Origin of the sequence: Treponema bryantii, from assembly GCF_036492245.1 — a bacterium.
Classification (GTDB): Bacteria; Spirochaetota; Spirochaetia; order Treponematales; family Treponemataceae; genus Treponema_D; species Treponema_D bryantii_C.
This window is the reverse complement of record NZ_AP025286.1, coordinates 297,245-320,780: the sequence shown is the minus strand read 5'-3', so window position 1 is coordinate 320,780 and position 23,536 is coordinate 297,245. Positions and strand designations below refer to the sequence as shown.

The 23,536-nt window shown below is 34.8% G+C and carries 25 protein-coding genes and 1 tRNA gene; 25 read left to right on the top strand and 1 reads right to left on the bottom strand.

Annotated elements, in window-relative coordinates:
• Nucleotides 1-38: 38 nt before the first annotated feature.
• Nucleotides 39-314: a NifU family protein gene (locus AABJ44_RS01810; protein WP_074641425.1), complete on the top strand. Its 276-nt coding sequence runs from the start codon at nucleotides 39-41 to the stop codon at nucleotides 312-314.
• Nucleotides 315-869: an FKBP-type peptidyl-prolyl cis-trans isomerase gene (locus tag AABJ44_RS01805; protein WP_338370227.1), complete on the top strand. Its 555-nt coding sequence runs from the start codon at nucleotides 315-317 to the stop codon at nucleotides 867-869. It abuts the gene before it with no gap.
• Nucleotides 870-875: 6 nt separating this feature from the next.
• On the opposite strand, the gene AABJ44_RS01800 is transcribed toward AABJ44_RS01805, so the two are convergent.
• The gene (locus AABJ44_RS01800) at nucleotides 876-1,457 is read right to left on the bottom strand and encodes a shikimate kinase (RefSeq protein WP_083379687.1); all 582 of its coding nucleotides are present in this window, start codon (nucleotides 1,455-1,457) and stop codon (nucleotides 876-878) included.
• Between the two features lie 94 nt (nucleotides 1,458-1,551).
• Here AABJ44_RS01800 and AABJ44_RS01795 point away from each other — a divergent pair, with 94 nt between their 5' ends.
• The 23 genes from AABJ44_RS01795 (at nucleotide 1,552) to AABJ44_RS01685 (ending at nucleotide 23,506) form a co-directional block, all read left to right on the top strand.
• Complete coding sequence (locus AABJ44_RS01795; RefSeq protein WP_338370226.1) at nucleotides 1,552-2,244, top strand: PrsW family glutamic-type intramembrane protease; 693 nt, start codon at nucleotides 1,552-1,554, stop codon at nucleotides 2,242-2,244.
• 117 nt (nucleotides 2,245-2,361) lie between these two features.
• A tRNA-Met gene (locus AABJ44_RS01790) sits at nucleotides 2,362-2,434 on the top strand.
• 131 nt (nucleotides 2,435-2,565) lie between these two features.
• On the top strand, nucleotides 2,566-3,903 hold the full coding sequence (locus AABJ44_RS01785; protein WP_338370225.1) for a tyrosine-type recombinase/integrase: 1,338 nt from the start codon (nucleotides 2,566-2,568) through the stop codon (nucleotides 3,901-3,903).
• Nucleotides 3,904-3,915: 12 nt separating this feature from the next.
• Complete coding sequence (locus AABJ44_RS01780; RefSeq protein WP_338370224.1) at nucleotides 3,916-4,731, top strand: ParB/RepB/Spo0J family partition protein; 816 nt, start codon at nucleotides 3,916-3,918, stop codon at nucleotides 4,729-4,731.
• A 52-nt stretch (nucleotides 4,732-4,783) separates the two neighbouring features.
• Nucleotides 4,784-5,350, top strand: coding sequence for a hypothetical protein (locus tag AABJ44_RS01775; RefSeq protein WP_338370223.1), 567 nt, complete (start codon nucleotides 4,784-4,786; stop codon nucleotides 5,348-5,350).
• Nucleotides 5,337-5,540, top strand: a complete 204-nt coding sequence (locus AABJ44_RS01770; RefSeq protein WP_338370222.1) for a hypothetical protein — start codon at nucleotides 5,337-5,339, stop codon at nucleotides 5,538-5,540. Before AABJ44_RS01775 ends, AABJ44_RS01770 begins: the two co-directional genes overlap by 14 nt.
• A gap of 230 nt (nucleotides 5,541-5,770) precedes the next feature.
• A complete protein-coding gene (locus AABJ44_RS01765) occupies nucleotides 5,771-6,967 on the top strand; it encodes a hypothetical protein (RefSeq protein WP_338370221.1) in 1,197 nt (398 codons plus the stop codon).
• A 157-nt stretch (nucleotides 6,968-7,124) separates the two neighbouring features.
• A complete protein-coding gene (locus tag AABJ44_RS01760; RefSeq protein WP_338370220.1) occupies nucleotides 7,125-7,349 on the top strand; it encodes a helix-turn-helix transcriptional regulator in 225 nt (74 codons plus the stop codon).
• Nucleotides 7,346-7,552 carry a hypothetical protein gene (locus AABJ44_RS01755; protein WP_338370219.1) on the top strand — a complete coding sequence of 69 codons (207 nt, stop codon included), beginning with the start codon at nucleotides 7,346-7,348 and terminating at the stop codon, nucleotides 7,550-7,552. The genes AABJ44_RS01760 and AABJ44_RS01755 overlap by 4 nt, the downstream gene beginning before the upstream one ends.
• Nucleotides 7,533-8,228 (top strand): helix-turn-helix domain-containing protein, encoded by a 696-nt coding sequence (locus AABJ44_RS01750; protein ID WP_338370218.1) that lies wholly within the window; start codon nucleotides 7,533-7,535, stop codon nucleotides 8,226-8,228. Before AABJ44_RS01755 ends, AABJ44_RS01750 begins: the two co-directional genes overlap by 20 nt.
• A gap of 12 nt (nucleotides 8,229-8,240) precedes the next feature.
• Nucleotides 8,241-8,936, top strand: a complete 696-nt coding sequence (locus AABJ44_RS01745) for an ATP-binding protein (RefSeq protein WP_338370217.1) — start codon at nucleotides 8,241-8,243, stop codon at nucleotides 8,934-8,936.
• A 72-nt stretch (nucleotides 8,937-9,008) separates the two neighbouring features.
• Entirely contained in the window at nucleotides 9,009-9,752 is a 744-nt protein-coding gene (locus AABJ44_RS01740; RefSeq protein WP_338370216.1) for a ParB N-terminal domain-containing protein, read from the top strand.
• A gap of 12 nt (nucleotides 9,753-9,764) precedes the next feature.
• Nucleotides 9,765-11,231 carry a plasmid recombination protein gene (locus AABJ44_RS01735; RefSeq protein WP_338370215.1) on the top strand — a complete coding sequence of 489 codons (1,467 nt, stop codon included), beginning with the start codon at nucleotides 9,765-9,767 and terminating at the stop codon, nucleotides 11,229-11,231.
• A gap of 9 nt (nucleotides 11,232-11,240) precedes the next feature.
• On the top strand, nucleotides 11,241-11,486 hold the full coding sequence (locus AABJ44_RS01730) for a hypothetical protein (protein ID WP_338370214.1): 246 nt from the start codon (nucleotides 11,241-11,243) through the stop codon (nucleotides 11,484-11,486).
• A gap of 389 nt (nucleotides 11,487-11,875) precedes the next feature.
• Nucleotides 11,876-15,043 (top strand): HsdR family type I site-specific deoxyribonuclease, encoded by a 3,168-nt coding sequence (locus AABJ44_RS01725; protein ID WP_338370213.1) that lies wholly within the window; start codon nucleotides 11,876-11,878, stop codon nucleotides 15,041-15,043.
• A 32-nt stretch (nucleotides 15,044-15,075) separates the two neighbouring features.
• Nucleotides 15,076-16,734, top strand: coding sequence for an HsdM family class I SAM-dependent methyltransferase (locus AABJ44_RS01720; RefSeq protein WP_338370212.1), 1,659 nt, complete (start codon nucleotides 15,076-15,078; stop codon nucleotides 16,732-16,734).
• 45 nt (nucleotides 16,735-16,779) lie between these two features.
• On the top strand, nucleotides 16,780-17,964 hold the full coding sequence (locus AABJ44_RS01715; RefSeq protein ID WP_338370211.1) for a restriction endonuclease subunit S: 1,185 nt from the start codon (nucleotides 16,780-16,782) through the stop codon (nucleotides 17,962-17,964).
• 4 nt (nucleotides 17,965-17,968) lie between these two features.
• On the top strand, nucleotides 17,969-19,303 hold the full coding sequence (locus AABJ44_RS01710) for a toll/interleukin-1 receptor domain-containing protein (protein ID WP_338370210.1): 1,335 nt from the start codon (nucleotides 17,969-17,971) through the stop codon (nucleotides 19,301-19,303).
• A gap of 25 nt (nucleotides 19,304-19,328) precedes the next feature.
• On the top strand, nucleotides 19,329-20,468 hold the full coding sequence (locus tag AABJ44_RS01705; protein WP_338370209.1) for a toll/interleukin-1 receptor domain-containing protein: 1,140 nt from the start codon (nucleotides 19,329-19,331) through the stop codon (nucleotides 20,466-20,468).
• A 22-nt stretch (nucleotides 20,469-20,490) separates the two neighbouring features.
• Nucleotides 20,491-20,919, top strand: coding sequence for a hypothetical protein (locus AABJ44_RS01700; RefSeq protein WP_338370208.1), 429 nt, complete (start codon nucleotides 20,491-20,493; stop codon nucleotides 20,917-20,919).
• Nucleotides 20,920-20,999: 80 nt separating this feature from the next.
• Nucleotides 21,000-21,809 carry a hypothetical protein gene (locus AABJ44_RS01695; RefSeq protein ID WP_338370207.1) on the top strand — a complete coding sequence of 270 codons (810 nt, stop codon included), beginning with the start codon at nucleotides 21,000-21,002 and terminating at the stop codon, nucleotides 21,807-21,809.
• A 150-nt stretch (nucleotides 21,810-21,959) separates the two neighbouring features.
• Entirely contained in the window at nucleotides 21,960-22,577 is a 618-nt protein-coding gene (locus AABJ44_RS01690; RefSeq protein WP_338370206.1) for a TM1812 family CRISPR-associated protein, read from the top strand.
• Between the two features lie 8 nt (nucleotides 22,578-22,585).
• On the top strand, nucleotides 22,586-23,506 hold the full coding sequence (locus AABJ44_RS01685) for a hypothetical protein (RefSeq protein ID WP_338370205.1): 921 nt from the start codon (nucleotides 22,586-22,588) through the stop codon (nucleotides 23,504-23,506).
• Nucleotides 23,507-23,536 lie beyond the last annotated feature (30 nt).

Here is a 23,536-nt window from a genome sequence, read left to right as displayed (position 1 = left end):
TAAACACCGGCCGTCCGCGGCCTTATACAGGGGTTAATATGATTGAAGATCCAAAATTGCTTGAAACTGTAAAAGAAGCTCTTGAAATGTTCCGTCCACAGCTTCAGGCTGACGGCGGAGACATGGAGTTTGTCTGTATTGATGATGATTATAAGGTTCACCTGAATCTTACTGGTGCCTGCGGCGGATGTCCAATGGCTGTTATGACTCTTAAGATGGGAATTGAAAGATACCTTATTGATGCATGCCCTGAAATTAAAGAGGTTGTTCAGGATAACGCCCAGAATCTTGATGATATGGGAATGGGGTTTTAAATGAAAATTGAAAACGACAAGTGGGTTGAAATCCACTACACACTAAAAGACGAAGCTGGACAGCAGCTTGATTCTTCTGTTGGAAGCGAACCTCTCGGTTATGTTCACGGAAGAGGCTATCTGATTGCTGGCCTTGAAAATCTTATGGCTGGTCACGAACCTGGCGATAAATTTTCTGCACGTATTGAGCCAAAAGACGGTTATGGCGAATATGATGAGCGCCTTATTGTTGAACTTGACCGCAATAAGTTTGAGTTCGACGGCGAAATCACTGTAGGAATGCCATTCCAGATGATGACTCCACAGGGACTTTCTATTGTTCACGTTACAAAGGTAGAAGGCGATAAAATCACTATTGATGGAAATCACGAACTTGCCGGAAAAACTTTGAATTTTGATATCGAAGTTGTAAATGTTCGCGACGCAACAGAAGAAGAACTTACACCAACAAGCGGATGCGGCGGTGGCTGCGGAGGTTGTGGTGGATGCGGTGGCGGAGACTGCGGCAGCGGAAGCTGTGGAGACGGTGGTTGCGGTGGCTGTGGCTGTAACTAACTGATACTACTTAATATCCAATGCGTCGATAAGAGTTCTAAAATTCTCTTCTATCGGCGCATTTTTTATGTCCACAACAACATCAGCTATTGCCTGATACTGCTGATAACGATCGCGATATTTTTTCATCAGAATGTCCTGTATCTGAGAAAGCGATGTCGGATTTTCATTCAAAACATAGGCAGGTGCATTTATAAAGGAACCTGTTTCGGTCTGCTGGATTTTTGCCATAATGCGGCTAACTGAATGTTTAATATCCAGCTTCAAGAAAACGAAAGTACCACAATCGCGAAGAGCCTGAAGGGCCGGCGGATTATCACAGATTCCACCACCAGTTGAAACTACAATCTGACTGTTTCCAAATTCCTTCATAATTGAACGGCAAGCTTCTTCTTCTGCAAGTGTAAACTCTGCAACGCCCTTTGTTTTGTACAAAGTTCGAAAATCAATACCACGGATACGTCCAATCTCATCATCAGTATCTATGAAATCAACTCCAAGCTTCTTTGCAAGAAGTTTTCCCTGTGTAGTTTTTCCGCAATGTTTACAGCCCATAAGAACTATCGAATTATTCATGCTTTCGCTCATAGTAACAGTATAGCATGCGAATTGTAAAAATTAAAGGTTTCGTGTATTCTTTAATTAACGTAATTGCCGTGCGCGGCTTATTCAGGAGAGTTCCATGGGTATAGCACTTTGTTTTGTTCCTCTGATCCTTGCCATTGTGATTTTTTCGACTGCATTTAAGCTCAGGCTCACACATCAGCTGATTGCAGTTCTTCTTGGCCTTGCAGCTGTTCTTCCGATTTCTTTTATCCAGTACTTTATGCCTGCAATTCCCGGATTACCACTCTCCCCTGTTGTCCGCGCCCTATTGAAATCAATCCTGCTTTACGGCCTTGTTGAAGAAGCAATAAAAACTCTGGCTTTACTTCCCCTTACTCATAAACCTTATGATGAAGCTAATTGCGATAATCCTGCGACCGGCCGTCTGAACTTTTTACTGCTCGCCTTTACTGCAGGTCTTTCTCTGGGCTGCTTTGAATCTGTTGTTTATTATTTTGATCACCTTCAGATTGCAAACAGCCGCGGTGCTACACTTCTTTATGGTCAGATCGCTGTAAGAATCTTTACTTCTGATGTTATCCATATGATGTGTACAGGACTCTGCGGATTATTTATTTATTCCTGCCGTAATAAACCTGTACGTATTTCCTGCCTGATAGCCGCTGTACTGCTTCATGGAATTTATGATTTCTTTGCAGGCTTTTCGGGAGATATCCGCTGGTTTTCGGTAGCAGTTGTCCTTATGGCCATTATTGAATGCAGAATAAAATATACATCCTTGAAAACTGACGAAAACGCTACTAATTAACACTCTTTTCTAACATTTTGTGCAAATTTTTGTAAAAAAACACCAAAATTTGCCAAAAATTCCGCATTCGGCCTTGACAATATCCGCCTAACCACCTATAATACCCAAACAATACGACGCGGGGTAGAGCAGTTGGCAGCTCGTCGGGCTCATAACCCGGAGGCCGCAGGTTCGAGTCCTGCCCCCGCTATACTGCTAATTCCTTATGTTATAAAGAAATAGCACACTACTAAACCCAATCAAGTAGGGCTTAGCGTGATTCAAATTACTAATTTAAGTAAACAGTTTAAGTAACTGATTTACGGTCTTAGTGAGGTGAATATGGCTAAGCCCTATTTAATTTTTAAAGCCCATACTGGGTTTTATTACGCTCAAATCCGTCTTGCAGATGGAAGTCTTTCCAACAACAAATCTACTGGCTGTAAAAATCGTGCAGAAGCTGAACGCAAGGTTATGGAATGGATTGTAACCGGAAACATTCCTGTCCGAGTAAACAGCAAGGACTCCAAAGTTCAGAGTATTGATAAGATCAGACTCTTCAACGATTTACGCACCGCAGACTTTGATACAGAAGACATTGAGACAATCATCAAGATTCTGAAGGAAAGAAACTACCTCTACTCTGCCGTTCCTAAATCTTCAAAGGGAAGTATTCCGATTGAAGACTTCCTCGAAAACTTCTGGGATTTTGAAAAGTCTCCTTATGTAAGAGAGAAGCTTGGTAAGAAACAGTCTATCCATCGTCAGTATTGTGCAACACTTATGAGCAGAACCCGCCTTTACTGGATTCCTCGTCTTGCCGGAAAGTGTGTTGGTGAAATTACAAGAAACGATGTTGAAGCATTCTTCTCTAGCGATGAAGCCCAGAAGCTTGCACCTAAAACTGTAAACTCAATTATTGAAACAATCACAATTCCTATGAAGTGGGCTTACTATCACGACCTGACACAAAACAATTGCTTTGATGGAATTATCAAATGTTCCAATCAGAGTAAAGAACGAAAAGTCATTGATATGGAAACTGCAAACCGCCTCATGGAACTTGATTGGGATAATGACGAAGCAAAGATTGCAAATGAACTTGCAATGCACACAGGAATGCGAGCCGGAGAAATTCAGGCACTCACAATTGATGATCTTGGTGATGATGAAATCTATGTACGCAAAAGCTGGTCCAAATACGATGGTTTGAAATGCTGTAAAAACGGTGAAGAACGTTCTGTGCCTATTCCTATTTCCCATCAGCTTTATTTAAAACTCAAGATGCTTGCAGACTTTAATCCCTTTGATAATGGATTCATTTTCTACAGCACAGTACCTGAAAAACCAATGGACAGTAAGCAATTTAATAAATACCTCAAACGTGCACTTAAAGACATTGGTTATGAAAACTCAAAAGAAATCTGTTTCCATTCCTGGCGCCACTTCTTCTGTTCAAGAATGCTGGATTATGTAAAAGACAAACGTTATGTAATGGCTCTCTCTGGCCACAAAACCGAGGCCATGCTCAATCATTATGCTGCACATCTTGAAGATGATAAGGTTGTTGATTTGGCAAGAAACGTTATGAAGAAAATCTTTATTGATCAGAATGAAGATGAAGAAACAATCAACATGCTAAACAGCAAGCTTGAAGAACTGGATAAAGAAATTGCATAAGGAGAAGTGAATATGGGTATATTTGGAAAGAAGACTGTAAAAACAAATGATAAAGATAATGCAAAGATTAAGATGGTTGAAGTTTCACAGCTTCATTTTGACAGAGACTTCAAGAATGTTTTTCAGCAGGAGAATGATAAGGTTGCGGAAATTGCAAATGATATGAGGGCAAATGGATTTGATAAATCACGGCCGATTATTGTAACTGAGGCTTATATCATTGTTGATGGACATTCACGCTTTATGGCCGCAAAGAAAGCAGGACTTGAAAAAGTCCCTGTAATCATCAAGAAGTTTTATAGCCGTGATGAAACGATCGAGTATGAGTATAAGATGCAGCTGAACTCCAGACGTTTAACAGATGGAGAATATTTCGCCGCCTTCTTAAAGCTCGATGAAATCCGCCGTTCAAATCCAAACGCACAAGGCTCTTCTGATGAAGCAATTGGCCGTCAGCTTAATAAGTCTGCTCGTCAGGTTTGCAAAATGCGTGAGATTGCAAAGAAAGCAGACTCTACTCTTCTGGAAAAAATTCAGAACGGCAGTATATCTATCAATAAAGCACATGAAATGATTAAGGCAGCAGAAGCCAGAAAGAAGGCCGGAGTTGTAGAAGATGATTCCGAAGAAAAGACTTCTAATACAGGCAAAGGTATCAATTCTGATTCTTTCAAACTGGGAGTTCTTTTTGTTCTGTCAGAACTGGAAAAAGGAAAGAAGAAATCACAAATTCTGAAAGACAAGCGAATCGCAAGACTGGAACTTGGAGAATTGAAGCTTAATGAAGAAGAACTTTCAAAAATCTCACAGAGATTCGGAATAGCTTAAAGGGAGGTAAATGAACATGGAAAAATTGGATTATTCATGGTATAATATAGATATGGAAGAACGACAGAGATTATTAAAGCAAGGCTGCATTAATATATGGATTGATGAAATTGTACCTTGTTTAAAAGACACTGTAACTGGAGAAATGAAAGAAACAGTTGTCTTTAAAATCGAAAGCCGTTCTTATTTGAAGCAATATACAGAACAAAACGGCTGGCAAATTAATTGGATTGAACTTCCTGCTGATGTTGAAGTTTATGAACTGGCTCTGAAAGATACAAAGGAAATCCAGGGTTTGGTTGCCGTAAAGAATGATGTAAATTCGCGAGCAGCGTTTTTACATTGGGCTTGCACTGCACCACAGAATAATAAACATGACTTTGGTAAACAAAAGTATTCTGGTGTAGGCGGACATCTGTTTGCCATTGCAGCAGATAAATCTGTGCAATGGGGATATGAAGGAGCCATGCACGGCTTTGCATTGAATAAAGAATTGCTTGAACATTACATTGAAACATTTAATGCAGAGTTCTTAGGGATGTTACACGATTATCAATTCTTCATTAATGAGATTAATGCTAAAAAACTTTTGGAGGTGTATAACTATGAATGGAACTAAAACATTAGAAAGACCAAAATTCTTAGAAGGTGTAGAACTTCCTAACTCGTACTATGAAACTCCAGATCCATATAAAAGTGCACCTTCTTGCAATGTAAATCTTCTTGAACTTTCAAGATATGCAAGAAAGATTGGAAAGAAACTTGTTGAGCTTACAAAGGAGGAAGTTCAGCAGTTTGCAATTGTTTAATTCTTTTACAAGGGGCTTTCAATTCTGCTTCAACAGTTTTGAAAGCCTTTTTTATTTTCTTTCAAAGTTATCGTAATTTTGTATTTTGATGGATTTTTTTAAACGCAAAGTTGCGTTCAGATAATTTCAGAAAAAACTTGCTGATTTTGAAGTAACGTTATTAAATTTATACATGATGTCATCTTTTATAACTGCATAAGTGTAAAATATATTACAAGGAGATTTCCAGGATGATTTGGCTCAGAAAGTATCAGAATGATACGCAAGCTAATAGCACAACAAAAGCATTAATAAAATATTTTCAAGATGGTACAGAATCATTTGAGCAATATTACACTCGAATTTGTAACTCTCCCAATGAAAACAAAGATGACATAATCTTTCACTTAGATCAACTTATTGATATTGCTATTCACTGTAAACTATTATCAGATTGGTTTTCTAAATTAACACAAAAAGACCGTATAAATTATTTTTTACAATTAGATAGCATAGACTTTATTAAAGAAAATGCAGACTACCATTATCATTTTTCTCAAAATCGTTTAGATGAAGCTGGAGAAAAAGTTATTGCTATTTTAAATAATAGTTTTAATGAATTCTCTGTTGAGTTTTGTAAAAAACTTACACCTTATGTTAATGACATAGCAAAGCTTGGACTGTTTAAACCAAAATATCCTACGACATGTTTTTGGGTTTCACAAATCCTTCAATCCAATCTTTTAGCACATATCCGGCTTTCTCCGCGCCCTTATGTTATTTACCAACATGAGAATTGCAATTTCTCTTCTAATGTTCCAGACTTCGTTAATTATCCTTTATTTAGAGTGGATGATAATTATCAACCAAAAGAAGCAATTGAAGATACAACTATTGAATTACAAAACCTTAGTAATGAATGTTTTGATGATTTCATGAAGCTTGCTATGTTTTACGTTTATAAAAACCAAGGAGCAAAATCGGAACAAGTAACTATAAATATTCAACAAAATATTAATAACCCGGAATTTAATTTTAAAACATTTTCGAGTGTTTACCATAATGAGACTTTTAATTTTGAATGTGAAAAAGAAAAGCAATCTGATATTAATTACACAGAGAATGATATTTTAAATAATGAAGACTTCAAAACATTTTGCAATCTAAGTCCAGGTTTTTACAAAATATGGGAATGTCTTTCTTCTAAAGGGTTTTGGATATATGATGGAAAGTTTATTCAAAGAAACGAAGACACATTTCCAGAATATTGCTTAAACCTTCTTGCTCATGAGGAATCTCTACTTAATGTATCTTTTAAAATTGCACATCCTTATTTTAAAAAACTATTTAACTATACTGACATAAATGCTATTAGTGTTCCAAATAAGTATTCTAGGTCAGTTTGGCTCGAAATATTACAGCTAATAACTAATTTTTTAGAAAATTAAAATTCCCTAAATTTTACACATTTTTTTTGTAATTTCTCCCCACTGATTTCAGATATCTTTAGTCTATCGCGATTGTGGTTGTATACCGCATAGTACTATCTATCAACTTCAGATTCCTGCTATCACTCCAGATAGCAAGAACTCTTATGGAGGAATTATGAAAACCTCAAATTATTGTATAACAGAGTGGCCAGCTAAAACCCTCTTTACCCGCCAGGAGACTGCGCAGATATTAGGAGTAGGATTGTCTACGCTCGATTCTCTCATCTCTTATTCAGAACTTCCAAGAACAATAGTTCACAAGCGTGTGCTTGTCCATAGAAAGGACCTCGAAAACTACATTGCAGCTTGCAGAACAACAGCATTCGGAGGTAGCAAATGAGCGAAGATGTATTAATCCAGTTACTTCAGGACATTAATCGCGAAAATGTGCGATTTGGAACTGTTGAAGTTTCTTTTACCTTCCATGACGGTAGACCAACAAGTTACGAGCTTTGTACACATCGTCGTAGGAACCTTGATTCGCTTTCTAAAGCATCTGACCACCACTTAAAGGAAGATACAGATGGATATAGAAGGCGATAATGAAAAGAAACAGATACGCTTTATCATTGTGCCAGATTTCATCATTGATGACTTAAATATTCCAGATGGAGAAAAACTGTTATTCGGCGAGATTGCATCTAATTCCCTGGAAAAGGGTTTCTGCTGGTTTTCCAACAAGCATCTTATGGAACGTTTTCACATTGGAGAACGAACCGCTTCAAGATGGGTAAATGATCTTAAGAAGAAAGGGTACATCACTGTTGAGATTGTTCGAAAGAATGGTTCAGAAGAAATAGATGAAAGACAAATAAGAATTGATACAACAAAACCTATTTTAGCTGAATATATGGGATGGTACAGCCAAAAACGGCAAGAAGGTATAGCCAATAATGGCAATAACCCTCCTGTCACAGATGGCGCAGGTAATAATAAAGGTATTAATAATAGTTATTTAAAAGACGTAACCAACGTTCTTTTAAGTCTAGAGGAATATCAAAGCCTTATTAATGAGTTTGGGAAACAAAAGTTTGAAACTTGTATAGCAGAGTATTCAAAGTGGAAAATGATAAAACATGCTCATCCAAAATCAGACTTTGATTCACTTAAAAAATGGTTGGCTAAAGCACCTCGTAGGTACAAATCAAAAGTGAGTTCTGTTAAAGAAAGCGGAGCTGACGAAGTGACCGATGAAATGCTTGCTGACTTACCTTTTTAAAGGAGATTTTTTATGAATGAAATAAAAAAATTAAATTCTGTTTCACTTTTTGAAATGTTTGACGCGAATGCTGAAAGCGATGAATGGGTCAGACAGCGTGAAAAAGAATTATCTGAACAGGCAGAAAAAGAGGCTGCTTATCAGACGCAGAAAAACGTTGAAAGGAGCGGTGTTCCACGGCGTTATTGGCATTCAACTTTTGACACTTACATCCCTCGTGATGATAAGGATTCTAGAAATCTGGAGACGGTTAGGAATTTTTCAAAACTTGAGAGTAATGACAAAGTACTCCTTCTGCTTGGAGCAAAGGGGCTCGGAAAGACACATCTTGGAGCTGCTATTATCCGTAACTGTGGAGGCAAGTTCATCTCAATAGAAGAACTTATCTTTAAATATGAATCCGCTCAGGATTTTCATTCCAAAACCAACCGCGAAGAATTAATGGACTCTTATTCCAACACAAAAATGTTGGTGATAGATGAGATTGGACGATCTATGCAGCAGGAAAAGGAAAATGCTTTACTGAACTACATTCTTCGCCGCCGTTATGAAAACATGCTTCCAACGGTTTTAATTTCGAACCTTTCTAAAGCGGATTTATTAAAAAAACTCGGTGAAGCCGTTTTTGATAGGCTAAAAGAAACTTGCATAAGCGTAGAATTCGAGGGTGAGAGTTACAGGTCATCGTTAAGAGATATCAACTTGTAATAGTAATTTATCTTCAGAATCATCTTGGACCCGGCCGGACATGATGATTCTGAGATTTTATAGGAGTAACATATGAAATTTTTCAATAAAAAATTTGGCACTTCATTCGAAGCAGCTAAACAGAATATTCAGAACAAGTTCGATTCTGAAAGAATACAGATGGTTGCAATCTCAAACCTTAAGTTTGATAAAGATTTCAAGGAACTCTTTGCTCAGGAGCCTGAAAAGGTAGAACGCATTGCGCATGATATGAAAGAGCATGGTTTTGATAAATCACAGCCAATCATTGCAACAAAAGATGGTTCTATTCTGGATGGCAATTCCAGGTTTATGGCTGCAAATCAGATAGGAATAAAATATGTTCCGGTCGTCTATAAAGATTTTGCAGATAAAAACGAAGCTTTGAAGTATGAACTTCATTTACAGCTTGATCGCAGAAATCTTAGCGATTCAGAAGTTTTTGCAATGTTCAAAAAGCTGGAAGAAATGAAGCAGAGTGCGAAATCAGAAGGTAAATCTACAGAAGATTTTACTGATGCAAAACTTGCAGAGCAGCTTAAAAAGTCAGAACGTCAGGTGCAGAAAATGCGTGAGCTTTCAAAAAAAGCTGATGAACAGACTTTGGATAAGGTCGCTTCTGGGGAAATTACAATCAATCAGGCATATTCTGAAATCAAAAAGGCAGAACAGCCAAAAGAAACAAAACCCAATGAAAACTCTTCTATAAATAAATCGGAGTTTTTCAAAGGGGTAAAGTTTGCTTTAGACGAACTTGCAAATGGTAAAACCGCAGAAGAAATTCTTGCAGCATTGTAAAAGGAGTAGCCTATGGAAAATGAAGATTTTACTTTAGAGTTCATGGGCTACAAGGCAATGTGCCATTGTAGACCTATAATTCAGCGTTTACACAATAAGCGTGACCCAAAAATCGTAGGCTCAGAAAAGCATATCGACCTTTCGAGACCTCATGAAACAATTCTTGATTGTGGCTCTTTGGATAAGTGCTATAGGCAGATTTTCGACGAAGCAAGAGAAAAATACAATGCGAAGCAGAAGCGAAAAGACCGTCGGATTGAAAATTATCTGGAAACAATTCTTAACGACAAACGTCAGGGAAAACACAAAAACGCAAAAGCTGATGGAAGCCGTAAGCCCGCTTATGAAATGATTCTTCAGCTGGGGAACAGAGACAACAGACCAGATGATGAAATAGCTTCCATGGTATTAAAGGATTTTTGCAATTTCCTGATTGAAAACTATCCTAACATTGTTCCAATCGGGATTTATCTTCACAACGATGAATTTTCAATTGATGAAGAAACTCGTCAGAAGGTTTTTAGTCCAGTACATATCCATTTTGATTATGTGTATGTTGCTCATCTTGGCAAATCACTTAAAACCGGAATGGAATTGCAATGTTCCATGTCTGGTGCATTAGCCGAAATGGGATTCGTTACTGCAAAAGGTAAAGGTACTGCACAGCAGCAGTTTGAAGAAGCTGTTCGGCATGATTTACAGGATTTTGCGGAAGAACGTGGAATCAAAATAGACAGAACTCCTGGTGAAAAGCATTCACACAAACAAAAACCTGTATATCAGCAGATGAAAGAAAACGAAAAAAAAGAGAAAAAACTTTCACAGAAAGAACAGCAGCTTGAACAGGATAGAACTGATTTGGATAACAATATTGAATCCTTTAATCAGAAATCTGAACAGCTGGAAAAAGATATTCAGGCAAATACTGTTAAATCTTTGGATTTGTTTAACAAGGAAAATCAGCTTTCCGAAAAGCAGAAAGAACTTGATGAGCAGAAAAATGAAATTGCCCAGAACTCTAAAAATCTTGAATTAGAGCAGAACGACTTAGAGCGTGATAAAAGTCTGTTTAAAACTTCATCACAAAAAGTTGACGCTTACAATCAGATTTGGGATGAAGTTGAAAGAAAAAACATGTCTATTGATTCTGAAATCAGCACATTTAAAAACAATCGTTTTGAGGACTTTACTTCCAGATTCAATAAATTTGTTGGAAATGTAAAAAAGATTGTTACTGCAATTACAACTGAATTGAACTGGTACAAAGCTGCATTCAAAAATTTTTGGCATAAAACTCCAACGGACTTCAGAAATCTTGCGGATGAAATGGACAGAAACAAATGTGAAGACTTTTCTGATTACAATAAGAAGTTTTATAACGGGGAATTGGATTATCAGATTCACGAAAAGAATCAGATACATCAGCAGCACATCATTCGTCAGAAAAAGATTAATGATGCTTATGAGTGGAATAGATAGGAGGTTTTTATGGAATTAGTAACAGATGAAAAAATCAGATTGAAAGTGTTACGCTCTACATTAAGGGGTGATGGTTTCAAACTTGATTCTTGGGTTCGGTGTATTCATTGTGGCGGAGTTTTTCAGGGAAAAGAAATGCGAGTCTTCAATAAAGGAGATGATTACTTGATTTATTGCTATTATCCAGAATGTAGTGGCTCTATTATTGATATAGTAGATGCCGACGATGAAGATTTTGCATCTATGTTCTGGTAAATACCCTGCTTCGCAACGTTGCGGATTCCTTTTGGAATCCGTATTACACCACAATTTGGCTTGCCAAACTGGGTGTACCCCACACTGAAAATGTCATACCAACTGCGTGGTATAACATTTTCAGTCCGGGGCCCCAAACCGTATCGTCGGTTTATCTCTCTTAGAGGCGTTTCGTCGCCTCTCGAAAAATCCCGCAACATTGCGCCCCCAGTCATGAAAGCCAGTCCTACTCGGACAAAATGGCTTTCAGACAAAGTGGTGGCTTATGCTTCGGTCTTTTTCTCACTCCCCCGCCCAGTGTTTCGCCACTGGAGGACGACCAAGCTGGGCTTGGATTTTCCCCACAAAATCAAAAAGATGTGATATAATAGAAAAAAGGTAGTTTTAAAATGTCTTCAGATTTTAATGAGAATACCAGAGTTCAAGTCCCTGCTGCATTGCATCTTTGTAAGCTTGGTTATACATATCTTGATAAAATAGAAAAGTATGATCACAGTACTAATATTCTTACAGACATTTTTCTTGCACAACTTGCCAAATTAAATCCATCACTTTCAGAACAAGATTGCAAGAACTATCTTACAAAACTTATTGGTTGTCTTAATAATGAAGACCTTGGAAAAGAATTCTATTCTTACCTTTCAACAAAATCGGGTATTCGATTAATTGATTTTGATAATCCAGAAAATAACACATGGCATGTAACAACAGAATTTACATGTGAAAATGAAGATACAAAAGATAATTTCCGTCCAGACATAACATGTTTTATAAACGGACTCCCACTTGCTTTTATTGAAGTAAAGAAACCTAATAATCACGAAGGAATGAAAGCTGAGTTCGATAGAACAAATACTCGTTTTAAGAATAAAGCTTTCAGAAGATTTTTTAACATCACACAGTTGATGATTTATTCTAATAATCAGGAATATGATAACAACAACCGTGTACCAGTCCAGGGAGCCTTCTATTGTTGTACAGCGAAAGAAAAAGCATTTTATAATGTTTTTCGTGAACAGGATAAAAACTTTGTCGCAAAATATCCTTATGAACAGATTACTGATGACATTGTAAAAAAAGTATGTCGCCACAGAAACTGTCAGGCTCTTCCTTCCCTTCCAGAGTTTACTACCAACTGTAAAATTGATACTCCAACAAACCGTATCCTTACATCTATGTTATGTAAGGAACGAATTCTTTTCCTGCTTCGCTATGGTTTTGCTTATGTAGAAAGAACCATCGAACTTGAAAATGGTGAAAAAACAACAGAGCTTCAAAAACACATTATGCGATATCAGCAGATGTTTGCTTCACTTGCAATCCGCAGAGCTTTGGACAAAAGAATAAAAAGTGGAATCATCTGGCATACACAAGGTTCTGGTAAAACAGCTCTTGCTTATTACTCTGTAAAAAGTCTTACAGACTACTTTGCTAATAAAAATATTGCTGTAAAGTTCTATTTCATCGTAGACCGTATTGCCCTTATGGAACAGGCAATAGATGAGTTTGCAAGCAGAGGACTTAACGTTCGTTCTGCTTCAAGTCGTGATGAACTTATGGCAGATTTCCGAAGCAACAATCTTGTAGAAAACAAAGAAGGTGCTTTGGAAATAATGGTCGTAAATATTCAGAAGTTTAAGGAAGACCATACTCCAGTAAATATTGAAAACTCATATAACACAAAACTACAGCGCATTTTCTTTATTGATGAAGCTCATCGTGGATACAATCCAGAAGGTTCATTCCTTGCAAATCTTTTGGAAGCCGATAAAGATGCAATAAAGATTGCAATGACAGGAACTCCGCTTCTTCATGAAGAGCGTGAAAGTTGGCGTGTATTTGGCGATTATATTGATACATATTACTACGATAAATCAATCGCAGATGGTTACACACTCAAACTTATGCGTGAACCAATTCAGACAGTTTACAAGGAAAAGCTTACTGCAATTCTTGATGAACTTGCTGGAAATGTAGAAGTTAAGAAATCAGATATTGATAGAGATACAATTATAGAGCATGAAAAATATCTGAATGCTCTCATTGATTATATTATTGATGATATTCGTAAGTTCAGAATTGAAAAAGCTGATAACACTGTTGCTGCAATGGTTGTTTGCAAGACAAACCAGCAGGCACGAAACTTCTATGATCTTTGGTGTAAGAGATACGATGAAGCAAAAAAATATGAAGAAATGAAGCTTGCCGGAACTTATGATCCAATGAAGGCTCCAAGAATCGAAAAGCCATTGCTTGCAACTTTGATTCTTCACGATGAAGGCGATAAAGAAGAACGAAAGGAATACATCGAAGAATTCAAAAAGAAACAGACTATAGATGTAATCATTGTAAACCAGATGCTTCTTACAGGTTTTGATGCTCCACGTCTTAAGAAGTTGTATCTTGGCCGAAAACTAGATGGGCATGATTTGCTTCAGGCTCTTACCCGAGTGAACCGTCCATATAAAGATTTTAAGTATGGTTACGTAGTAGACTTTGTTGATATTAAAGAAAACTTCGATTCTACAAATGACCGCTACTTAAAAGAACTGAACCGTACAAACGATGCTGCAGAAACTGGAGAAGAACTTCCTGTTGGAACAGCGGTAATAGAGAGTGAAGAAGAAATCAATCAGAAAATTCAGGAAATAAAAAATGTTCTCTGGTATTATGATGTTTCAAATCAAGAAGAGTTCCGTATTCAATTGGACAGCATAGAAGACAAAAATGTTTTGTACGAACTTCGCACAACTCTTGATGATGCAAAATCTCTTATAAACAGAATTCGTTCAAGCGGAGATTCTGAACTATCTGAAAAAGTTCGCAATATGCTTCCTGGCACAATTCCAACTTTAATCACAGAAGTAAACCATCGAATTGAACGCATTAATATGCTGGAAGGTAATGACCATAAAGATGATGTAAGCGGAATCATTAACCTTGCTTTGAGTGAAATTGACTTCAGCTTTATAAAAGGTGTTCCAGAAGAACTTGCAATTGTAATCAATGACCTTAAAGAAAAGTTCGAAAGAGTACAACGAGAGTTTGAAGGTAACTTTGACCAAAAAGAAGAAAAGTATGTAATACTCTCAGATGAATTCCGTTCTTTCTTCCGTAAAAAGGGTTTTGTTCCTGCAAATGTAAAAGAAGCAAAAGAAGAAGTTCATTATATGGATGAAGTAATGGCGAAGATTAAAGAAATCAATGCCAGAAATAATATGCTTAAAAAGAAATATAACAATGATGAAAAATTTGTCCGTATTCAGAAACGCATTCAGGAAGAAAATATTACTCGTTCAAAACCAATAATATCATCTAATGAGATGACCTTGTGCGAAAATCTTTATGAAATGAAATGCCTTATCGACGGTTATGTTGATTTGAATCCACATATTGTTCAGCCAAGCAGTGAAGCAAAATTCAAACAGGATGTCATGAGTAATGTAAGTAAAAAACTTTTCGCTCTTGGTATTCAGGCAGCAATCGATGACAAAAAATATTTAACAAACTTAATATCAAATGAATATATACATCAGTATGAGACTTACAGTTTCTAATTTGATATTATATTAAAAAAATGGGAGACACCATGGCAGACGCAGAACTTAACGCAAAAACAATTGCCCTTATTGATTCCTTAAAAACGACAACCGGAGAATACGGACTTGCAAATGGCGGAAGCGAATACCGCATAATTACAGAAATATTTCTTTATAAATTCTTCAATGATAAATTCGGTTATGAAGCAAAACATATAGATAGTCCATATAAAGATAGACTTTCAAAAGCTCCAAAATGGGATGCTGAATATGATACATTTAGCGAAGACGAAGTAGAGGATTTATTTACTTATCTTCCAGGAAATGTACCTCGCTTAAAACCTCATCAAACCTTAGCACATCTTTATAATGCCAGTGGAAATGGGGATTTTTCAACTTTACTTGATTCCACACTTATTGATATCTCAAGCCTAAACTCTGAAACTTTCTCAGTAACAACATCTGGAAAAACAAAAGTTCAGATTTTCTCTAAAATCACAACCGAAGTAAAAGATGAAACAAAGCGAGACAACTTTGCCCGTTCTCTTATGAGTGCAGTTGCAAGTTTTAACTTTGAATCAGTATTCAACGAAAAGTATGACTTCTTCAGCGGAATCTTCCAGTATTTAATAAAAGACTATAACAATGCTGGCGGCGGAAAATATGCCGAATATTATACCCCTCGCGAAATAGCTACAGTAATGGCAATGCTTCTTCTTGAAGATAACAAGGAATACAAAGGTGCCACATGTTATGATCCGTCTGCAGGAACAGGAACTTTGCTTATGGCTCTTGCCCATCAGATTGGAGAAGACCGCTGTTCAATTTACAGCCAGGATATTTCAGACAAATCAAGCGAAATGCTTCGACTTAATCTTATCCTTAATAATCTTGTTGGAAGTCTTCCTAATGTTGTTCAGGGAAATACGCTTCTTGAGCCATTCCACAAGGAAACTGATGGAACACTCAAGAAGTTTGATTTTGTAGTTTCAAACCCACCATTTAAATTGGACTTCCCTGAGTACCAGGAAAAACTTGCCAGTGATGGAGTTCGTTTCTGGGCTGGCATTCCAAATAAAGTAAAGACAGTTGATCCAAATAAACCAAAAATGGCAATTTATACATGTTTTATTCAGCATGTTATTAATTCCCTAAAAAGTACTGGCCGTGGTGCTATTGTTGTTCCAACCGGATTCCTTACAGCAAAATCTGGTGTTGAACGAAAGATAATTGAACGCATTGTAAAAGACCACATTATTTTTGGTGTAGTAAGTATGCCAAGTAATGTTTTTGCTACAACAGGAACAAATGTAAGTGTTCTCTTTTTTGACCGAACAGAAAAGAAAGATGATGATAAAGTAATTCTTATTGATGCCTCAAAACTTGGAGAAGAATACAAAGAAGGCAACAATCAAAAACGTCGACTTCGTTCTGAAGAAATCAAAAAAATTGTAAAAACCTTCCGAAATAAAGAAACAATTGAAGACTTCAGTATTGCTGTTACTTACGATGCGATTAAAGAAAAAGGCTACAGCCTTAGTGCAGGACAGTATTTCGACATTAAAATTGATTATGTTGATATTACTCAGGAAGAATTCAACATAAAGATGAATGCTTATAAAACAAATCTTAGGGCGATGTTCGAAGAAAGTCAAAAACTTGAAAACGAGATTATGAATAATTTTGGAAAATTGATTTTTGAAAGCTAGTTTATCTAATGCAACTTGTGAATTATTAATGGTGAAAAATAATATATGGAATTAAAAGAATATAGAATAAAGGAAATTGGAAAAGTAGTAACAGGAAAAACTCCGTCAACTTTTGACAGCGAAAATTATGGTTCTGATTATTTATTTATTACACCAGCAGAATTGCATGATGGTTATAAAATTGTTGATGCAGAGAAAAGAATTTCAGTAAAAGGATTCAATTCTATAAAATCAAATACTATATCTGGAAATTCTGTTTTGGTAGGGTGTATTGGATGGGATATGGGAAATGTTGGTTATACAGAAGAAACTTGTGCCACGAATCAACAAATTAATTCCATTTGCGAGTTCAAATCTTTTTGCAATCCACTATATGCATATTATTGGTTGTCTACTAAAAAGAAATACTTATTTTCTATTGCTTCTGTAACTAGAACCCCTCTGTTAAGTAAATCTTCATTTAGCGAAGTTTTTATACCTCTACCAAATAGAGAATATCAGGATGAAGTAGTAAAGATTTTATCCACAATAAATAATAAAATTCAAATTAACAAAAAAATAATCGCAGAGCTTGAAAGCATGGCAAAAGAAATATATGGCTACTGGTTTATTCAGTTTGATTTTCCTAATATGAATGGTACCCCCTATAAAGCTTCCGGTGGAAAAATGGTCTGGAATAAAGAACTTGGACGAGAGATTCCAGATGGGTGGAAAGTTCAAAAACTTACTGATTATCTAGTTGAATCTACTAAGTCAAAAATACAAGTAAATCAAGTAAATGATAGTGTTGGAAATGTTCCCTTTTTTACAAGTGGCAATGCAATTCATTATGTTAATGATTATTTAGTTGATGACTTAAATATATTTTTGAGTACAGGCGGTAATGCTTCGGTACAAATTTATTTTGGAAAGGCATCTTATTCAACTGATACTTGGTGTATTAATTTTTCTGAATATACAAGTTATATGTTCATATTTATTCAATCAATTATTGGATACATAAATGATAATTTATTTACTGGTTCTGGTCTTAAACATTTGCAAAAAGATAAGTTTGGAGATATTAAGATAGCAATTCCTCCTGAAAATGTTATAAAGGCATTTAATAAAACTGTGGTTAATTTATTTAAGATGAAAGCTGCCAATATGAAAAGTAGTAGAATTTTAAATGAACAAATGAATGAGCTTCTTCCATTATTGATGAATGGCCAAGTGAGTGTGAAGGAATAAAATTATGGAAATTTCAAAAAGTTGTAGTAAAGCATTAAGAGAAATGATAAATGAAAGGACTCAATATAGATCAGGTCCTCAAATAATAGAATTTTTCAATCAATTTGGATTAAATAAGGAATATCAATGGGGAGGTTCTCCCTCTCGATGGAAAATTACAGACGACATCTTAGAAGAAATCAACGGGACAGAAATTATGGATCGTTGTATTGAAACTTTATTTAACCCAATAAATTTCATAGAAGATAAAGCCAAATTTGATGAATTATTTCCAATCTTCAATGAATATCTTTCATATGAAGGTTACGAAATGGTTTTAGTTGGGAAAAAAATAAAAATTCAAAATGTTACTGTTAAAGAGGAGGAAGCCTTGCCAACAAATACAATTGCAAACCGAAAAATATTCTTTTTAAGCCATGCGAGCGAAGACAAGGCTCTAGTACGTTCTGTTTATGATAAACTAAAAGTGCTAGGAATAGAAGCATGGTTTGATGAAGCTGAAATTCTTCCAGGTGATAATTTAGTTCGGAAAGTATTTGATGGTTTTTCAAGTTCAAAATATGTCGTAATATTTATCTCCAAGGCTTTTCTATCAAAACCTTGGCCTTTAACTGAATTAGAAACGGCCGTAGCTAAACAAATTCGTAAAGACAGTAAGTTAATTATTCCTTTTCTTATAGATGTCACATATGAAGAATTTGTTGAAAAATTTCCTTTTTTTGAACCAATTTATACTCCATCGGTAAATGACAGTGACAAAATTGTTGAAGTTTTATTAAAACAAATTCAAGTGGATCAAACAAATGGCATAGAACATACGAATTCTACAAACAATAATCAAGCTCCTGATATAAAAAATGAAAAAGATAAAAAAACAGTTGAACATTTATTACATTACATATCATTTCATCTCTTTGACGAAATATTTGCAACTCCAGACAGAATTCGATCTTTTAACCTAACTCTATATGATTGCTTTATGGAGTATTATAATAGTTCATCATTCTTTCTCTATAAAGAAGAAACTGGAAAGAAAATCAAATCATTTGTATCTGATTGGAAGGAATATATTCATTACGTAACGCAATTAATGGTTAGCAATCCAGACCAAACTATTTGTTATGTAAGCATGCCAATGGATTTATTTAAGGATAAACAGCAAGAAATTGATTTCAATAATATGGTAAAAGCAAGTTCAAAATTAAAAAATAGTTATACGGAACTAGTAAATTATCTTAGAGAAGAATATTTTGAAATTGATTTCGATACTATTCAAGAAACTATTAGGAAAGAATTTATAAAACATGATGCAGATTTAAGAAAACTGAATACCAGATAATTAAGACTGAAGGAAAATTATAAAAATGGAAAATAAAAAATCGTTTTTTTTAAGTCACGCAAGTGAAGACAAAAAGTTTGTTCGTGAAGTTTATAATGAACTTAACGAAAATGAAAATATTGATTGCTGGTTTGATGAAGCTGAAATTCTTCCAGGTGATAATCTTATTGATAAAGTATTTACAGAAGGCTTTAATACATCAAGATATGTTGTATTGTTTCTTTCTAAATCTTTTGTTAATAAGAATTGGCCTATAGCTGAATTAAAAACAGTTATATCAAAACAAATTCGATTAAATATAAAAATCATTATTCCTTTTTTGCTTGATATTTCATTTGAAGAATTAGTTGAAAAATTTCCTTTTTTTGAACCAATTTTCTGTTCCCCAGCTGTTGATTCTCAAAATGTTGTCAAACTTTTAAAGAGCCAGATAAAACGAGATAATAGAATTACTAATACTACTAAGAAGACAACATCTATTATTTCGCATAAGGTTGTGACAGAGTTCTCAACTTTCTTAAAAACACCTGCAGTTCAAGAAGTTTCAAGATTGGCAGAAACTTTTTTTGTCTCATACCATCGTGCACCTTTCGACTTAAAAATAGATGTCCTCCAATATGATAAAGAGTTTTATATGGGCATTTGCAATTATGGAATATGGGGTCCTGATCAAGCTACTCCATATAAAAGTATTCGTCCATGTGAAACAATTGAAGATGCTTATAATGATGCATTACAAGGTATTATTGCATTTGATAGTGCTAAGATTCCAGATGAACTAATGCTTTGGGTTGGAGATGATGATAAAATTTTTGACGGAACAGGAATGGAAATATCTCAAGCAGAAGCTTACGATAGAAGATCTAAAAATGCTAAAAAATTTGAAAAGCAAGAATGGACAATTACCACTATAAATGGTGGACCATGGTGGTTAATATCAAAAGATTTTACAGAAAAGAAATTTTCTATTACCGGACCTATTGATGATGATTCATCTTATGTAGAAAGATGTATAAAAATACAGGATAAAGGTATTGATTTTAGAATCGAAACCGTTGAGACTTCAAAATCAACTAAAGAAGAATTGATTGACTATTTTAAGACACAGTTTAGCCTGACTTATGTAGCAGAAAGAGAATTGTATTCTTTATATGAAAACGATTAAAAAAAATTAAGGAGTTATAGCTATGTCATTAACAGATGCAAAAAAAGTATTAATTGAACAATTAAATTCTATACCGGATTTAAAAGAAATTAGTGATAATGGGCAGATTATTACATTTTTGAAAAATAATCTTGTTATAAAGATTACCTTATTGCCTGAGGATTGTATTGCTTCATTTAATTCTAAAAAAATGCCCAAAAGTCCATTTGCAAGATTTGAGGAAAAGACATTTTATTTTGAGCAAAAAATAGAATACGCTGGATATATTGAATCAGAACAAGGATGTATTGATATACTGTTTTGGGAAAACAATTGGTCTACAGTTCAATTAACGGAAGTTCCTGGAAAATGTTATTTTAAGATTGGTTATCTTGGTTTAACTCATTATAATGTTCCGGGGGCTAAATATATAAACAAAAAGTCTCTTACAGATTATTTGGCACAGTTATAAGATAATGAGCAATCTCATTGCTGTTTTATATAACATTTATATATTGTTGAAAAAAATTAAAGGGTGTAAAGAAAGAATATATGAAAATCACTTTTGAAAGTATGTTGGATAATGCAGTTGATTTCTTCAATGAATCCCTAAATTGTTACGAACATCAAAAATATAAATATGCAATAATAAATCTCTGGGCAGGAATACTTCTTTTGTTTAAGTGTAAGTTGTATCAAAAAGAACCATGTTTAATTGTAGCAAATTATGATGATTGTTTGTCCGCAGACTTAAATTTTACCTTACCTGAAGCAGAAAATTTGAAAAAAACGGTTGATTATAAGCAAATTGAAGATAGATTCAAAAAACTTGATTTAGAATCAGATATTTATAAAAAATACAAACAGTTAGGTGTCTTTACTAATATACAGCGAATGCGAAATACCGTAGAGCATTGTATGAATACATTTTCTAGACAAGATATGGAAACATTATATTCAGAAACGGTCCCCTTTATTATTGAGTATATGCATGAAGATTTAGGATTAAAACCTTATGATTATTTACAAGATTGGGATTCCTTCCTTGCTATTAAAAATATAACAGATACTTGGCAAGAATATGTTGAAAGATTTTTAGATGAGAATATATCTGGTGATCCACATAGTCTAGACTCAACACCAACATGTGACTGTCCGAATTGCCAGAGTACAGCTGTTTTGGTAGATGGAATACTTCATTGTGAAAATTGCGGATGGGAAACAGAGGATTTTTATTTTTGTTCAGAATGTGGAGAATTAATTTCTGACGGTGATTTTAATTATATGTCATCTTCTGGAGAGGATGATGATTTCGGAAGAATGTGTTCTACTTGTTTTGACAATTTAATAAACAAAGACTAAAAAATAAATTCTAAGAAGGATTAAACTCATTTAGGGTGTTATTAAATCCGAATAATTCTCTGAAATACTAATTTTTTCATAAAAATATCAACTATATACTTTTCTTGTCACTAATATAGATAATTTATTATATTTAAATTAGGAGTCTTTATGAAGAAAATTATATTCTGTGATATTCCTATGAAGAGTAATCTCAAGCCAATGGTTTACAAAGGAACTGGTAATGCAAATTCCAAATATGCCCAGCCTGTTATTTACCCTATTAATGCCATTCTTGCAGATACTATTTCAAAAGAAGATGAAATTAAAGTTGTTCTGCTAAGAACAGAAAACGCCACCGAAAATAACCAGAAGAATAGTGATTTATTTATTAATGAACTGAATTCCATCAATTCAAAAATTGGTGCGAAAATCACTTACGATATATTGGATTCAGAATTCAAGGAAACAAAGAATAATCATGAACTCAGACTAAAACAGATGATTGATAAAATAGATGACAACTCTCAACTATTTGCTGATATAACATATGGCCCAAAACCTTTACCAATGGTTCTTATGTGCGTTCTTTCTTTTGCAGAAAAATTCTTGAACTGTGATGTAAAATCTGTTGTTTATGGAAAAGTAAACTTCACTGGTGAAAATATATCAAACCCAGAACTTTATGATGTAACTTCTCTTTACTATCTCAATAATCTGACCAGTTCAATGGTTGCAAAAGACAGTAAAGATGCCAGAAAAGCTTTGGACGAATTCTTTGCATTATAGGAAACAAAATGGAAAGCAGAAAGTCCAAAGAAGAATATGAAAATAAAATTCTCTCAATACTTACGGACATCTCAAATTTCCAGGATAAAAATTCTATAGAATTTCAAAAGTTGATTCAGAAAATATATACGCCAATTTGGGAATGGACACTCCTTTGTTTTGACGAAGATGATGTACGAAATGCTGGAATAGAAATATTTCGTTGTGTAAAAAGATGCATCCTAAATTATAAAGAAGCAGAAAATCATTCATTTATTGGCTTTTTATATACATGCCTTGAAACAGAAATAAAACATAAGAAACAGCGTGGTGAAGTTTCAAAGCTCAAAATGTGCAGTCGGGAAGAATACAATATGGCTGCAAAACTTATTAAATTAGCAGAACAGATAGGTAAGAATCCTAATAATCAAAATGTTCAGGAATGGCTGGCAAAACAATCTGATTTAACGGTAGAACAAGTAAAAAACCTTGTACTAAAGTATTATCAATCTCAAACTGTTGAAGAAACTTCTGCCTCGTGTTCTTCAGATAGTGATTCTCCTGTATCAATTTTTGATACTGATTCTGTAAGAAACAATCATCCATCACCAGAAGCCCTACTTATTTCTTTGGAAGATGTATCTAATACTTTAAATATTATTGAGGACGAATTTAATTTATGCCAGGCCAGACAGAAAGTTTATCTGGCAAGTTTTATTACTCTCAGAACAATTACTGCTTTAGAAACCAAATATGAAGCTGAACAGATATATGAAATGCTCAAGATGCGCTCTTTTGCTGAACCTTCATTGCTCGAGTATTTATTTACAAAGAAAGAACTACCTTCTCAAAAAGAGCTATGTGAAAAGTTCAACAAGGACGAAGGCTATATTAGCAACAGAATAAAAGAATTTTTCGAAAAAGTTCAAAATAAAATATCAAGTACTTAAATAAATGTAACTATATTATGTGAATAAATA

Excerpts from the sequence above, each read along its gene's own strand:
- AABJ44_RS01755 (WP_338370219.1), top strand. The coding sequence starts at position 7,346 with ATGAGCGAAGATGTATTAATCCAGTTACTTCAGGACATTAATCGCGAA.
- AABJ44_RS01705 (WP_338370209.1), top strand. The coding sequence starts at position 19,329 with ATGGAAAATAAAAAATCGTTTTTTTTAAGTCACGCAAGTGAAGACAAA.
- AABJ44_RS01710 (WP_338370210.1), top strand. The coding sequence starts at position 17,969 with ATGGAAATTTCAAAAAGTTGTAGTAAAGCATTAAGAGAAATGATAAAT.
- AABJ44_RS01720 (WP_338370212.1), top strand. The coding sequence starts at position 15,076 with ATGGCAGACGCAGAACTTAACGCAAAAACAATTGCCCTTATTGATTCC.
- AABJ44_RS01695 (WP_338370207.1), top strand. The coding sequence starts at position 21,000 with ATGAAAATCACTTTTGAAAGTATGTTGGATAATGCAGTTGATTTCTTC.
- AABJ44_RS01795 (WP_338370226.1), top strand. The coding sequence starts at position 1,552 with ATGGGTATAGCACTTTGTTTTGTTCCTCTGATCCTTGCCATTGTGATT.
- AABJ44_RS01780 (WP_338370224.1), top strand. The coding sequence starts at position 3,916 with ATGGGTATATTTGGAAAGAAGACTGTAAAAACAAATGATAAAGATAAT.
- AABJ44_RS01770 (WP_338370222.1), top strand. The coding sequence starts at position 5,337 with ATGAATGGAACTAAAACATTAGAAAGACCAAAATTCTTAGAAGGTGTA.
- AABJ44_RS01725 (WP_338370213.1), top strand. The coding sequence starts at position 11,876 with ATGTCTTCAGATTTTAATGAGAATACCAGAGTTCAAGTCCCTGCTGCA.
- AABJ44_RS01690 (WP_338370206.1), top strand. The coding sequence starts at position 21,960 with ATGAAGAAAATTATATTCTGTGATATTCCTATGAAGAGTAATCTCAAG.
- AABJ44_RS01740 (WP_338370216.1), top strand. The coding sequence starts at position 9,009 with ATGAAATTTTTCAATAAAAAATTTGGCACTTCATTCGAAGCAGCTAAA.
- AABJ44_RS01775 (WP_338370223.1), top strand. The coding sequence starts at position 4,784 with ATGGAAGAACGACAGAGATTATTAAAGCAAGGCTGCATTAATATATGG.
- AABJ44_RS01735 (WP_338370215.1), top strand. The coding sequence starts at position 9,765 with ATGGAAAATGAAGATTTTACTTTAGAGTTCATGGGCTACAAGGCAATG.
- AABJ44_RS01715 (WP_338370211.1), top strand. The coding sequence starts at position 16,780 with ATGGAATTAAAAGAATATAGAATAAAGGAAATTGGAAAAGTAGTAACA.
- AABJ44_RS01685 (WP_338370205.1), top strand. The coding sequence starts at position 22,586 with ATGGAAAGCAGAAAGTCCAAAGAAGAATATGAAAATAAAATTCTCTCA.
- AABJ44_RS01760 (WP_338370220.1), top strand. The coding sequence starts at position 7,125 with ATGAAAACCTCAAATTATTGTATAACAGAGTGGCCAGCTAAAACCCTC.
- AABJ44_RS01785 (WP_338370225.1), top strand. The coding sequence starts at position 2,566 with ATGGCTAAGCCCTATTTAATTTTTAAAGCCCATACTGGGTTTTATTAC.
- AABJ44_RS01800 (WP_083379687.1), bottom strand. The coding sequence starts at position 1,457 with ATGAGCGAAAGCATGAATAATTCGATAGTTCTTATGGGCTGTAAACAT.
- AABJ44_RS01765 (WP_338370221.1), top strand. The coding sequence starts at position 5,771 with ATGATTTGGCTCAGAAAGTATCAGAATGATACGCAAGCTAATAGCACA.
- AABJ44_RS01810 (WP_074641425.1), top strand. The coding sequence starts at position 39 with ATGATTGAAGATCCAAAATTGCTTGAAACTGTAAAAGAAGCTCTTGAA.
- AABJ44_RS01745 (WP_338370217.1), top strand. The coding sequence starts at position 8,241 with ATGAATGAAATAAAAAAATTAAATTCTGTTTCACTTTTTGAAATGTTT.
- AABJ44_RS01700 (WP_338370208.1), top strand. The coding sequence starts at position 20,491 with ATGTCATTAACAGATGCAAAAAAAGTATTAATTGAACAATTAAATTCT.
- AABJ44_RS01750 (WP_338370218.1), top strand. The coding sequence starts at position 7,533 with ATGGATATAGAAGGCGATAATGAAAAGAAACAGATACGCTTTATCATT.
- AABJ44_RS01730 (WP_338370214.1), top strand. The coding sequence starts at position 11,241 with ATGGAATTAGTAACAGATGAAAAAATCAGATTGAAAGTGTTACGCTCT.
- AABJ44_RS01805 (WP_338370227.1), top strand. The coding sequence starts at position 315 with ATGAAAATTGAAAACGACAAGTGGGTTGAAATCCACTACACACTAAAA.